The sequence below is a fragment of the Pedobacter nototheniae genome (assembly GCF_032678625.1).
In the GTDB taxonomy this organism is placed as follows: Bacteria; Bacteroidota; Bacteroidia; order Sphingobacteriales; family Sphingobacteriaceae; genus Pedobacter; species Pedobacter nototheniae_A.
Genome location: NZ_JAVTSO010000011.1, coordinates 1 through 13,466, shown reverse-complemented (window position 1 = coordinate 13,466; position 13,466 = coordinate 1). Strand labels below are relative to the sequence as shown.

The 13,466-nt window shown below is 40.0% G+C and carries 9 protein-coding genes; all 9 read left to right on the top strand.

Annotated features, from left to right (window positions below; all coding sequences use genetic code 11):
- The 9 genes from R2Q77_RS20555 to R2Q77_RS20515 all read left to right on the top strand — a co-directional run bounded on the left by R2Q77_RS20555 (window position 1) and on the right by R2Q77_RS20515 (window position 13,333).
- Window positions 1-342 (top strand): cupin domain-containing protein, encoded by a 342-nt coding sequence (locus R2Q77_RS20555; protein WP_316805587.1) that lies wholly within the window; start codon window positions 1-3, stop codon window positions 340-342.
- 34 nt (window positions 343-376) lie between these two features.
- Window positions 377-1,255 carry an alpha/beta hydrolase gene (locus tag R2Q77_RS20550; protein ID WP_316805586.1) on the top strand — a complete coding sequence of 293 codons (879 nt, stop codon included), beginning with the start codon at window positions 377-379 and terminating at the stop codon, window positions 1,253-1,255.
- Between the two features lie 24 nt (window positions 1,256-1,279).
- Window positions 1,280-2,566 carry an MFS transporter gene (locus tag R2Q77_RS20545; RefSeq protein ID WP_316805585.1) on the top strand — a complete coding sequence of 429 codons (1,287 nt, stop codon included), beginning with the start codon at window positions 1,280-1,282 and terminating at the stop codon, window positions 2,564-2,566.
- An 11-nt stretch (window positions 2,567-2,577) separates the two neighbouring features.
- Complete coding sequence (locus R2Q77_RS20540; RefSeq protein WP_316805584.1) at window positions 2,578-3,330, top strand: glucose 1-dehydrogenase; 753 nt, start codon at window positions 2,578-2,580, stop codon at window positions 3,328-3,330.
- Between the two features lie 343 nt (window positions 3,331-3,673).
- Window positions 3,674-6,877 carry a TonB-dependent receptor gene (locus tag R2Q77_RS20535; RefSeq protein WP_316805583.1) on the top strand — a complete coding sequence of 1,068 codons (3,204 nt, stop codon included), beginning with the start codon at window positions 3,674-3,676 and terminating at the stop codon, window positions 6,875-6,877.
- 42 nt (window positions 6,878-6,919) lie between these two features.
- The gene (locus R2Q77_RS20530) at window positions 6,920-8,575 is read left to right on the top strand and encodes a RagB/SusD family nutrient uptake outer membrane protein (RefSeq protein WP_316805582.1); all 1,656 of its coding nucleotides are present in this window, start codon (window positions 6,920-6,922) and stop codon (window positions 8,573-8,575) included.
- Window positions 8,576-8,598: 23 nt separating this feature from the next.
- Window positions 8,599-10,167, top strand: a complete 1,569-nt coding sequence (locus R2Q77_RS20525; RefSeq protein WP_316805581.1) for a hypothetical protein — start codon at window positions 8,599-8,601, stop codon at window positions 10,165-10,167.
- 57 nt (window positions 10,168-10,224) lie between these two features.
- Window positions 10,225-12,552, top strand: a complete 2,328-nt coding sequence (locus tag R2Q77_RS20520; protein WP_316805580.1) for a polysaccharide lyase 6 family protein — start codon at window positions 10,225-10,227, stop codon at window positions 12,550-12,552.
- Between the two features lie 10 nt (window positions 12,553-12,562).
- A complete protein-coding gene (locus R2Q77_RS20515) occupies window positions 12,563-13,333 on the top strand; it encodes a polysaccharide lyase family 7 protein (protein WP_316805579.1) in 771 nt (256 codons plus the stop codon).
- Window positions 13,334-13,466 lie beyond the last annotated feature (133 nt).

The window sequence follows — 13,466 nt, the reverse complement described above, 5'->3', positions numbered from 1 at the left end:
ATGATACAGAGCGACTTATTTCAAATTGAAGCAGAAACCGACTGGGAAGATTTAGGCAATGGGGTAAAAAGAAAAGTGTATGGTTATGATGACCGCATTATGCTGGTGAAAGCCAAATTTGAGGCAAAAGCAATTGGCGTTTTACACGAGCACCACCACACACAGGTTACTTATGTGGATAGCGGCGTTTTTGAAATGACCATCGGTGAAAATAAAAAAATACTCAGAAAAGGCGATGGATTTTATGTGCCGCCCCACGAAATACACGGCTGTGTATGTATAGAACCTGGTGTTTTGATAGATGTTTTTACCCCTCACCGCGAAGATTTCCTTAAAAGCTAAAAAAAACCTATAACTCACTAAATATTAGAAAAATATGAAATATTTATTCATGTTAATTGGATTGCTATGTTTTAATTCAGCGATCAACGCTCAGGAAACTGAGGTTAAAAAAGTTCAGTATCCGGCAGGATTTACCGAGCAAATTGATGTGGTTTACACTAAGGTTGACGGATGGGAAGGTAAAATGGATTTGTATTTACCGCCGGCAAGTAAAGGTGTATCGCCAATCGTAATCAGCATTCATGGTGGTGGCTGGAACAAAGGCACAAAAGAATCCCAAAGCGGATTCAGTGGTTTCTTTAAACGTGGTTATGCGGTAGCCAATATAGAATACCGTTTAACAGGCGCAGCTACAGCTCCTGCAGCTGTAGAAGATACCCGCTGTGCTTTGATTTACATTATAAAAAATGCCAAAGCTTTAAATATTGATGTCAATAAAATTGTAATCATGGGCGGCTCGGCAGGCGGCCACTTGGCACTAATGGGTGGATACATGGAAAACAACCATTTATTCGACACCAATTGCCCGGGTACTGAAAACATTAAAGTTGCTGCAGTAATAGACAAATATGGCATTACGGATGTTTGGGATTGGGCTTATGGAACACATAAAACCAGTAAATCAGCTACCAGCTGGCTGGGCGCTAAATCTAAAGACGATAATTTTGCGAAATCGGTTTCACCACTTTATCAGGCTAAAAAAACAAGTCCGCCAACTTTTATTGTGCATGGCGATGCTGACCCGACCGTTCCTTACGAACAATCGGTGGCATTAAAGGCAAAATTAGATCAGCTCGGCGTAAAAAACGAATTTATTACGGTTAAGGATGGCTTGCATGGCAAATTCACGAAGGAAGACAATAGCATGGTGAATGAAAAAATAATGGACTTTTTAAAGAGTCTTGGACTATAATCATACCCGAATAAAAAGCGAGAGATGAAGATTAAAGGATTAAGATGGTATATTATTGGGTTGATTGCACTGGCAACAGTAATCAATTACATTGATAGAAGTGCTATCAACATTATGTGGCCTTACATTTACAAGGATTTTGGTATTGCTGATGCAGATAATAAAAGTGCCCTGGCATTAATTACTACTTTTTTTATGATTGCCTATGCATTAGGGCAAACCTTTACGGGTAAGCTGATGGATGCTGTTGGTACACGTTTAGGTATGACTATTTCCATTATCGGGTGGAGCATTTCTATTGCTTTGCATTCATTTGCCAGATCGTTGATTTCTTTTAATGTTTTCAGGTTTTTACTCGGTTTCAGTGAAGCCGGCAACTGGCCAGGCGCTACAAAAAGCAATGCAGAGTGGTTTCCGGCAAAAGAAAGAGCCATAGCTCAGGGCATATTTGGGGCAGGTGCTTCCATGGGTTCTGTAATCTCTGCGCCTATTATTGCGCTTCTTTATCTTGCCTTTGGCTGGAAAATGACTTTCGTACTGATTGCTGTTTTAGGCTTAATCTGGGTTATTCCGTGGTGGGTTATTAATAAGGCTACGCCTGATAAACACAGCTGGCTAACTGAAAAGGAAAGAGATTACATTTTAGATAAAAGCCCTGATGCAGAAAATGTTGCCGATACCGCACCTGTTTTAACCTGGAAAGAACTATTAAAATTCAGAAATACCTGGGGTATTATCATGGGCAGATTTTTTATCGATCCTGTTTGGTGGTTGTTCGTTACCTGGTTGCCCACCTTTTTAAAAGAACAATTTATGTTTGATATTAAGCAGATTGGGTCTTTTACCTGGGTACCCTATTTATTTGCTGCCATAGGCGGATTACTTGGAGGTTATTATTCTTCCTGGTGCATAAAAAAAGGTAAATCAGCAGTTAAAGCACGAAAAACTGCCATCGCAGTAGGTTGTGCCATTATGCTCGTATCGCTGGTAGCCATTGTTTATTTTCTGGGAACTTTAAAAGATAATCCAACGCTTGCAATGTCGTTGATTGGTTCTACCCTATTCGGTTTCCAGTTTCTGATCGGCAATATCCAAACCTTGCCAAGCGATTACTTTAACGGTAAAAACGTGGGTACTGTTGCAGGTATGGGCGGTACTGCAGCCGTTGCCGGAACCCTATTAACCACCTGGGCAGTTCCAATTATTACCAAAACCAGTTATGTATCCTTTTTTGTGCTGGCCGCAGTGCTGGTTCCAATAACCTGGATATGTATTAAATACATCACTTCAAAAAAAATAATTACATCATAATAAAAATATCTATGCGTTTAAAAAACAAAGTAGCCATTGTAACCGGTGGTTCGAGAGACATTGGCAGAGCAGTTTCCTGCCAGTTAGCTGCACAGGGAGCTAAAGTGGTTATCAATTACCACGGCAATGTGCAAAATGCCGAAGAAACCCTTAAACTAATCCAAAATGCAGGTGGCGAAGCCATTATTGTAAAATCGGATGTAACAAAATCAGAAGACGTAGCCAACCTGGTAAAAGAAACACAGGCTGCATTTGGTCAGGACATTAACATCCTGGTTAATGTTGCCGGGGGCATGGTTGCCCGTAAACCTACCGCAGAACTTGATGAAGATTTTTGGGACCAGGTAATGGACTTAAACCTTAAAAGTGTGTACCTGGTATCCAGAGCAACAATTCCTTACATGCCCTCAGGTTCTTCAATTGTAAACTTATCTTCTCTTGCCGGCAGAGATGGTGGTGGCCCGGGTGCAAGCGCTTATGCAACGGCTAAAGGTGGCATTATGACGTATACCAGGGCACTGGCTAAAGAGGTTGGCCCTAAAAACATCCGGGTAAATGCAGTTTTACCTGGTATGATTGCTACAACTTTTCATGATACTTTCAGTAAGCCTGAAGTAAGGGTAAATGTAGCAAATGCAACTTTACTTAAACGTGAAGGCGAAGCCAAAGAAGTGGCTGATTTAATTGTTTACCTGGCTTCGGATGAATCGAGCTACATTACCGGAACCAACATTGACATTAACGGAGGATTAAACTTCTCGTAAAAAAATAGTTTGATTGGGTTTGTCCGGGGCTAATGCTCCGGCAAGCACAAACGGACATAAAAAGTGGCGGGCATGCAATGTTAGAACTTTAAATCATTGCAGCATGCCTTAAAAGCGAAAAATAGATGCTCCCTTCTGTCATTCAGAACGAAGTGAAGAATCTCATGTGAGGGAAATAAAATATTAATCAGATAAGAATAACGTGGCTCCACAAGCCTGCTGAAATATCAAAATATGAAGGCAGGCTTTAAAAACACAAAGCGTACCCGGCTCTAAAAAAGCCAAGCAGTTTAAATCTTGTATTTAACGCTGCAAAGCATAACCTAACCAAAATATAACCAATATGAAACAATTTTATTTGCGAAGCACTCTGCTGGCAGTATTTTCATGTTTTCTGTTTTTAAATCCGGCTGCAGCCCAAACCAAAGTAAAGGTTCAGGGTGTAGTCAAAAATACAGAAGGTGAAACTATGCCTGGCGCCTCTGTAAAGGTAAAGGACGGAACGCAGGGCACCATGACCAATACCAATGGGGAATTTTCCATTACTGTAGAAATTGGAAAAACGCTCATCTTTAACTATTTGGGCTACCAGCCACATGGTCATCCGGTAACTAAGAGTGAAAAAATTACCATCACGCTAACCGAGCTTAAAACCACGATGGAAGATGTGGTGGTTATTGGTTATGGAACGGTTAAAAAATCTTCGGTAACGGGCGCAGTTAGTAAATTAAAGAACGATAACCTGGATGAGATTCCGACTTCGCGGCTGGACAATGCATTAATTGGGAAACTGGCGGGTTTAACCATCCAGAACATTACCTCAGAAGCAGGCTCTGATCCTACTGTAAGGGTGCGGGGATCAACTTCTTTAAGTGCAAATGCAGATCCATTGGTGGTGGTAGATGGGCAACCTATTGCCGATGGGATGGCTTTTATCAACTCTTACGATGTAGAATCTATTGACGTATTAAAAGATGCGGCTTCGGCAGCTATTTATGGTTCCAGAGGGGCTAATGGCGTAATTTTAATTACCACCAAAAAAGGTGTTGCTGATAAACCAAGGTATACCTTTAAAACTTACTACGGCATTAAGGAAGCCTATAAACTGCATCCTTTAATGACCACATCTGAATATACAAGTTTGCTTTTTCAGGAAGCGGCCTTGCGTATGACAGACCCAAGTGTAACTACTGGGTTTAACAAAATAACGGACATAGAAAGAGCGGCCTATGTTATCGAAAACCAAATCAGCGGCGAACCAACCAACTGGCAAGAGGAAGGTTTGCGTAGCGCAGGAATTTATAACGTTCAGTTGGGGGTTTCGGGTGGCAATAAAAACCTGAGGTATTACATCTCGGGCAACATGCAACAAGATCAGGGGGTAATGAAATACAGCGAAAATAATAAAGGCAATTTAAGGGTTAAAATTGACGCCAATTTAACGCCAAAATTAACGCTGAGTGTAAACATGAACCCTACCTACACCAAAACACAAAAACCAGCAAATACTTACATCGATTATTACCGCTGGTATTCTTCTTTACCGGTTTATCATAGCACTTTCACATCGGCTTTCGTAAATCAAAATACGCAATGGGCAAATGTAGGCGCAGGAGATTATGTACAGGCAAGGCATTTTGCCAACCTAAATTACGCGGGTTTTATGCCCGATGGTTCTTACTGGACCAGTGCCGGCGCATTAAATCCTTTTTCTACCAGCAACAATACACCGGTTTCTATTGCATCAAGAGAAACCCGCTTTTCTGAAGTATTTCGTATGCAGGGTGGTACAGACCTATCTTATACCATTTCTAAAGGATTAATTTTTAAATCATCATTAAGTGGGTATTACAGTTCGTTACAAAACAACATTTTAACCAAAAGCAATGCCCGTAAAGATGGCGACGTAAATTCAGGAACCATTTACACGTCAAAAAATGTAGATGTTTTATGGGAAAACACATTAAACTATACCAAGAGTATCAAGAATCACAACTTTACAGGCTTATTGGGTTATACCATGCAAAGAACTACCCAGGAAATATCCAATATGGTCGGGTTAAATTCGCCTAACGACGATTTTACTACTCTGGCACAGGCTGCGCAAATAGATCAGGGACAAACTTATACGGCTAAAGTTGGTCCGATAGGTTTAATCTCCTACTTAGGCCGTATCAATTACGATTACAAAAACAAATACTTGTTTTCGGCGAGTTTACGTACCGATGGAAGTTCGAAGTTTAGCGATGGAAATAAATACGGATGGTTTCCTGCGGTATCGGCCGGATGGATAATCAGCAGCGAGAAATTTATGGAGAAAACACAAAACTGGTTAAGCGGATTAAAAGTACGAGCCAGTTATGGCGAAACAGGGAATAACCGAATTACCGATTTTTCTTTTGAAGATCTTTTATATAAAGCCAATTATTCTTTCGGGGAAGGAACCGGAAATGTTAATGCCGGCCAAGCTCCAAATGGTGCTGTAATTGCGGGCCGTAACATTACCTGGGAAACCAACAGATCGGCCAACATAGGTTTAGATATTGGCTTATTGAAAAACAGGATTACCCTGGGTGTTGATTACTACTATTCTACAACTAAGGATTTATTGCTGCAACAGGGCACTGAATCTTTTACCGGATCTGATTCTTACTGGAACAACAACGGAACGGTTAGAAACAAAGGTTTGGAACTCGAATTAAGTTCGACCAATATTAACAGTAAAAACTTTAAATGGAATACCTCGTTAAATTTTTCGGCTAACCGCAACAAGCTGATTAAATTAGGCGGCGAAGCTTATCAATACAATTATGGTAACCGAAATGAGATTTATGCATCTATACTGGGTGCTCCCGCAGTTCAGTTTTTTGGTTATAAAACCGATGGTGTATGGCTTTCGCAGGCAGATATTACGGCAAGCGGACAAACCTCTTCCATCCTTTCTAATTATTTTACACCAGGCAGTTTAAAAATTATAGATCAGAATGGCGATCACATTATTGATGAAAAAGACCGTACGGCAATTGGAAATCCATATCCTGATTTTACCTGGGGCATAACCAATACTTTCCGCTACAAAAATTTCGACCTAAGCATTTTGCTTCAAGGCTCACAAGGTGGCGATTTAATTAACGGTGATATTTATTACAACGAAACCCGTAAATACGACAAGGCATTTGTAGACAACCGCTGGATTAGCGAGGCTTTCCCTGGTGATGGAAAAACACCTTATTACGGTATTGGAACTTATGCGGATGTAATGTTAACCGATTATGTTGTTGAAGATGCATCTTATGCTTATTTAAGAAACGTAATCCTGGGTTACTCATTCAAATCAGCTTTCTTAAAGAAAATCCATATCAATAACCTCAGGTTATACGGATCGGCAGACAATGTATTTTTCATTACAGGAAAATCATACAAGGGCATTAATCCTGAAGCAAGAATTACAAGCGGAAATTATGCCTCGCCCTTAGTATCGGGTTATCAAAGTGGTGGTTTTCCGGTTAACCGCACGTTCACTTTTGGTATAGACTTAACTTTTTAAACGATGCAGTATTTAGACAAGTTTAAAAAAAAATGTAATCATATGAAAACATTAAACATGCTGACAAAAAGCACTTCAAATCCATCAAAAATGGATTATTCAGCAATAAAAAGATTATCATTTATAATGCCTGTAGTTATTTTACTCCTATTGGCCTCCTGTAAAAAATTAATCAATGTAGAACCTCAATCTAACGTTACCGTTGGAAATTACTACCGGAATTTTACCGAAGTAAATGCAGCTTTAACAGGTTGCTATAACGGCCTGCAGGAGCCATTAAGTTATGAGTGGATGCTCACCGAACTGCGAAGCGACAACGTGGTGCAACATGCGCCAACCAGTGCATCAAGCATTAACGATGATTTTAACGATCTGAATTTGTATACTTTGAGTGCACAAAACCCTCAGATTTATAATTATTATTTAAGTGTTTACAAAAACATCCGCAATATTAATTACGTATTAAGAAGCTTAGGTGTAAGCTACAGCAACGGACAATTGGTTTACGGCGAGGCTACGGCCAAAGTTACACCTGCACAAAAAGCACAACTGGTTGGCCAGGCTTTATTTTTAAGATCCTATCACTACTTCAACCTTGTGCGTTTATTTGGTGGCATGTTTGTATTAACCGAACCGGTTATTCCTTCAGAAGCTAAGCAAATCAACCGTTCATCGCAGGCCGATACCTATCAGTTAATTTTAGCAGATTTGTTAGGCGCTAAAAGTCAACTAACCAGAACAGCATATGGAAGCATTCCTGCTGCCGATTTAGGCCGCGCTACCGCATGGGCTGCAGAAGCTTTACTGGCTAAAGTTTATTTAACCTTAGGACGAAAAGCAGATGCCTTACCTATATTAAACGATATCATTACGAGCAGTGGTTATGGCCTGGAAACTACCTACGCCCGGGTTTTCTCTATTAACAACGAGATGAACAAAGAGATTTTATTCGCCGTGCGGTATAAATCCGGCTTAGTGGGTTTAGGCAATCCAATGGCCAATTCGTTTGCCCCGAGTGGTAGTGGCGATGCGGTAGTACCAGGAGATGGAAGCTGGTATAACTGTCCTTCACAGTCTGATTTGGTTAGCGCATACAAAACACCATCGGCAAGTACCATGATCGACAGTCGTAAAGCCATAAACATTGCCAGCTACGGAAGTACCTCTACTCCTTTTTATAACAATAAATTTATATCAGCCGAACTCTATAAAAATGATGCAGAAAATGATTTTCCGGTATTGCGTTATGCCGATATTCTTTTAATGAAGGCAGAAGCCACCGGTTTTGATGGCGCAACCGGAAGCTCCATGGCTATAGTTAACCAAATTCGCCAGCGTGCAGGCGCAGGAACCTACAGCACCGGCACCTTTAATACAGGCTTTTACTTATATCCGGCATCAGGAACAGGCGCCATTACCGATGCATCAAGCTTCCAAACGGCGATGTTAAATGAAAGGCGTTTAGAACTGGCTTTTGAAAACCAGCGATTTTTTGACCTGGTGCGCAACGGAGTATTGGTTGCCACCATCAAAAACCATTATGTTTTGGATTATGCTTTATTCTACACTAAATATAAACGTGGTACCGCTGATGTTCTGGGTGCAAATGTAACCGAACAAAAAGCATTATTACCAATTCCGCAACGCGAAATAGATGTAAACAATGAGATCATTATTCCTCAAAACCCGGGCTATTAATGCAACTGTTTAAACTTAAAATTATGAGAACATTATTAAAATCGTTACTCTACCTTTTTGCAGGCATGGTGGTATTATCATCCTGCAAAAAAACCGAAACTGCCGGATTAGGGAGTTTCAATGCCGATGATTACACCTTTAACCGGGCTACGAAATCTTTCAGCACCAATAAAGACGTTAGCGCACAGATTACTTCCAGCGATGGCATTCGGTACGTTTATGCCTATCTCATCAGAACTAATGCAACAGATTCGCTTATTGCTGTAGCATCGCCAAATAATGCGACAGATTATACCTTTACCATTCCTACTACTTCTTTTCCCCTCAATAATATGAGTAAGGCAACAGGTGTTAAAGTTTTGGCAAAGCAGGCCGATAACAGTACGGTTGAGGGTTTTATTAAAATCACTTATTTTGACCCGGCTTTACCGCAGTTAAAAGATTTCCCAATAAAACTTACCGCCGATTTAAACGGTGGCAATACAGCAATTACAGGTAACATTACCTCTGATTATGGCTTGGCGCAGGTTGATATTTATGATGATTATCAAACCGAAAACACTTATGTTTTGGTCAACAGTATAACCAGCTTATCTAACGCTAAACAGTATGCATTAAACTATGCTTACAAGTACCGTAAAGCAGCACAACACATCAAAGTTGTGGCTAAAGATATTTACGGACAAAGTAACGAGCTGATTATTGCAATGCCGGTTGATGTAACCTTATTTAAACCTAAGTTTGTAAGTTTCCCGGCAACTATAACCCCTAACGTAGGTTCGCCCACAGCTTTTACCGGAACCATTACATCCGTAACAGGTTTAAAACGCATTGATGTTTATGATGATTATCAGGGTGCGTATGCATTGGTTTCGAGCCTAAGCAATTTAAATTCAAGTTTAAATTACAGCTTTAATTATAGTTATACCTACCGTAAACGCGCTGCAAACCTTAAAGTGGTGGCAGTTGACCTGGAAGATGTTCAATCAGAGTTAGTTATTCCGCTCAATATAAATTATGGTACAACCTTGTATCGTGATGTAGTAATGAATGCGCAGACCACCGGAACCAACACCATATTTTTTGCTGAAACTGGTACTACCGCTGGCAATTGTAATTTAAATGCGAGCGAAGCAACAATGGCTTTCTTATTTTATGGAACAAGTACGGGCCCGGCATTTTACAGTCCAACCAATACAGCCAGTGTAGCCAGCAACTTTAAATGTAATGGCACATCGTGGTCTATAGCCAATACCGGGGCATTAAGGGCTACAAGATTCCGTGTACTTGTACCAGGCACAACCGGTATTGATAATATTTATGCGCAGTATAATGCAAATAATATCGATGTGATAGACGATGCTTTCTTTACCGCCAACGGTATTGCGGTTCCGGGCAGCAGTTCATCAAGATTTGATGCAACGGCAGCTGCAACAACGGCCATTTTTAATACCACAAGTGCTTACCTTATTTATGTAAGAATTCCTGATGTTAGTGGTACGGGTTATAAAAATGCCCTGTTACGTGCTAAAGAGGCTACCTCAACAACAGGTACCTCTACCATTAAATTCGATATTTACATTCAAAAATAAAAACACTCATTCCTGGCCAGCCGTTACGGCGGTTAGCCAGGTTTTATTTGCTTAGATATGATGAGATTAGTAACACTTTTAATCTTTACGCTTTGTTTTTCAAAAGGCTTCGCCCAGCTCGTACACAATAGTAAAGAGTTGCAAACGGCCGTGGCTAAAGCTAAACCCGGAGATGAAATTATAATGGCCGATGGGCTTTGGAAGGATGTTACCTTAATTCTGAAAGCAAACGGAACAGCAGAAAATCCGGTTAAGATTCGTCCGCAAACACCAGGCGGTGTAACCATTAGTGGTGCTTCCAATTTGCGTATTTCGGGTAGTTACCTCGAGCTTTTTGATCTGCATTTTAACCATGGTTATAGTGCAGACGGCGATTTAATCGTTTTTAAAACCGGTTCAGATAATCTGGCAAACCATTGCCGGATAAGTGGTTTTGTAATTGAAAACTTTTCGCAGGCAGATCGTTTCAAAAACGATAACTGGATTGTTTTATGGGGTAAAAATAACCGGGTAGATCATTGTACCATTATCAATAAAATTAATGCAGGCCCAACGTTAATTGTCGAATTAAACGATGAAAGAAGCCAGCAAAACTTCCACAGCATTGATCATAATTATTTTAAAGGCAGGCAACGGCTGGGGTCAAATGGTGGCGAAACCATGCGCATCGGCGTATCCCGTTATTCCTTAACTCCATCCAAAACACAGATTAAAGACAATTATTTTGAACGTTGTAATGGCGAAGTAGAGATTATATCGGTTAAATCAGGTCAGAATGAAGTAAGCAATAATACTTTTTTTGAATGCGAAGGCAGTTTGGTTCTACGCCATGGCAGCAATAATGTAGTAGAAAATAATATTTTCCTGGGCAACAATAAACCTTTTACCGGTGGAGTAAGGATAATTAACCCGGGGCATAAAGTATTTAACAACGTTTTCAAAGACCTTAAAGGCACGGCTTTCCGCGCTGCCCTTGCTGTTATGAATGGGGTACCAAACTCGGCCATAAACCGTTATTACCAGGTAAAAGATGCCAGCATTTACCGCAATACTTTTATCAATTGTGACCATATTGATTTTGGAACCGGAAAAGATGCGGAACGCACCCTTGCGCCAGAAAATGTTTCTTTCAGCAATAATTTAATGATCAGCAACAAGGATTCAGTGTACACAGATTTTAACAAAGACAAAGGTTTAAGCTTTAAAAACAACGCAGTAAGCTGTGCTTTAAAAATAAAATTACCTCCGGGCTTCACCGCTGTTAAACCTAAAAACAAAACACTTGATGGCATTTTGATTCCTGAAACCACCCAGGCAGGTGCTGATCTTTCTAAACTAACTATTCTTAAAGCTGCTGTAACAGGTGCTGCATGGTACAAAGCAGAAAAAGATGCTGTAGAAAAAACAGGCAGAAAAATCCTTTTAAAAGCAAGTGATGCAGATCGTATCAATTCCATTCTGTCTTCAATGAGCGGTCAAGATACTTTGGTTTTTACCGAAAGCGGAAATTATAAATTAACAAAGGAAATCATTGTGCACACAAAGCTGGATTTAATGGCTGCTAAAGAGTTAAAAACAAAACCTGTATTGGTTGGCGTTTCCGATCAGTCTTTGCCTGCATTCATCACCATCGAAAATGGTGGATCGTTAACCGTTAAGGGTTTAGCCTTCTCAGGTGCATTCGAAAGTTTTGCTGATGTGCAATCTGCCATCAGAAGCACCACCTTACCGATGAATATGCATTACAATCTATATGTTGACAATTGCAATTTTAAGAATTTCGGTGAAAGTACATTCAGTGCTATAAAAGCTTCAAAAAGTACTTTTGCAGATAGTTTAGTAATCAAAAATTCAGTTTTTCATAACATTTCAGGAACAGCGATCGATTTATCTGCAGAAAAAGAGGACAAAGGTATTTACAATGCCGAGAATACAATAATCGAAAATTGTGTATTCAGTAATATTTTAGGCAGCGCACTAAATTTATACCGTGGCGGCAATGATGAAAGTACTTTAGGTCCGTTTTTAACCATTAACCAATGTACCTTTAACGAAGTTGATAATCGCGAAAAGGGTGCTGCTTTGCGGCTGATTGGTGTACAGCATGCAAAAATTTCAAACAGTATATTTTATAAATCAGGGCAAGGTGGAAGCAGCATCAGGTTTGAAGAAACCATCGCCGACCAGGTCATGGTTAATTACTGTAATTTCTATCAATCCGGAAAAATTACTTCTACTTACGGCAAAGTGAGTGGAAAATTTATTTACCATATTACACCCGGTTTTGTTAAACCCGAAACCATGAATTTTAATTTAAAGGAAGGCGCTCCATTACTTAACCAATCTTCAAAAAAAGGAAGGTTAGGTGCCAGTTTAATCCTATAGCATCATAAAAATGAATTTTAAAAAAGCATCCCTCCTTTTCCTCCTTACAGGTTTGTGCAGCCACATGGCTTTTGCACAATCTGCCAAGACTAATGTAAAAGCAACCGTGCCTGGTCAGGTTTTAAATCTACAAAACTGGAAACTTACGCTTCCGGTAAACACAGAACATAATGGAAACCCTGATGAAATAAAACAACCTGAATTAAAGACTTATTTGGATGAAAATTATTTCTTTCTGAATAAGAATAAAGATGCCGTAAGTTTTAAGGCAAATGCCGGCGGTGAAACCACAAGCGGCTCCAATTTCCCGCGTACCGAATTGCGCGAAATGCTGGATAACGGAAAAACTTCAGCTGCGTGGTCTTCATCTGCGGGTAAACATACTTTATTTATTGATCAACGGGTAGTTCACCTGCCTGATGTTAGAAAGCACATTGTAATCGGACAAATTCATGATGCAGATAAATATGTAATTTTCTTCAGACTGGAAGACAAAAAGTTACTGGTTTCGGCAAATGGTGCTGACCGTGTGGTTCTTGATCCCAGCTACATTTTGGGAACTCGTTTCACCGTAAAATTTGTGGTTTCTAATAATCAAACACAATGTTATTATAACGATGAGTTAAAGTATACATTCGATGGAAGTTTCACCAATGCTTATTTTAAAGCGGGGGCTTATGTTCAGTCATCCTGCAAAGGCAAGAAAAAAACTGAGGGCGAATCTTGCGATGCCTACGGAGAGGTTGAAATTTATAACGTTTGGGTAAAACACGAAGAGTAATCGTTTCGGCTTTTTAGGTGGATGTTTGGAATACACACACGATAATAATTAATTGCCCCTGATAAAAGTTGGATGACCTTTTATTTTCCTTTGGCTGGGTGTTATCACCAGCCAAAAGTTACTCATATAACCC

Coding starts and splice junctions, on each gene's coding strand:
- R2Q77_RS20555 (WP_316805587.1), top strand. CDS start 1: ATGATACAGAGCGACTTATTTCAAATTGAAGCAGAAACCGACTGGGAA.
- R2Q77_RS20550 (WP_316805586.1), top strand. CDS start 377: ATGAAATATTTATTCATGTTAATTGGATTGCTATGTTTTAATTCAGCG.
- R2Q77_RS20545 (WP_316805585.1), top strand. CDS start 1,280: ATGAAGATTAAAGGATTAAGATGGTATATTATTGGGTTGATTGCACTG.
- R2Q77_RS20540 (WP_316805584.1), top strand. CDS start 2,578: ATGCGTTTAAAAAACAAAGTAGCCATTGTAACCGGTGGTTCGAGAGAC.
- R2Q77_RS20535 (WP_316805583.1), top strand. CDS start 3,674: ATGAAACAATTTTATTTGCGAAGCACTCTGCTGGCAGTATTTTCATGT.
- R2Q77_RS20530 (WP_316805582.1), top strand. CDS start 6,920: ATGAAAACATTAAACATGCTGACAAAAAGCACTTCAAATCCATCAAAA.
- R2Q77_RS20525 (WP_316805581.1), top strand. CDS start 8,599: ATGAGAACATTATTAAAATCGTTACTCTACCTTTTTGCAGGCATGGTG.
- R2Q77_RS20520 (WP_316805580.1), top strand. CDS start 10,225: ATGATGAGATTAGTAACACTTTTAATCTTTACGCTTTGTTTTTCAAAA.
- R2Q77_RS20515 (WP_316805579.1), top strand. CDS start 12,563: ATGAATTTTAAAAAAGCATCCCTCCTTTTCCTCCTTACAGGTTTGTGC.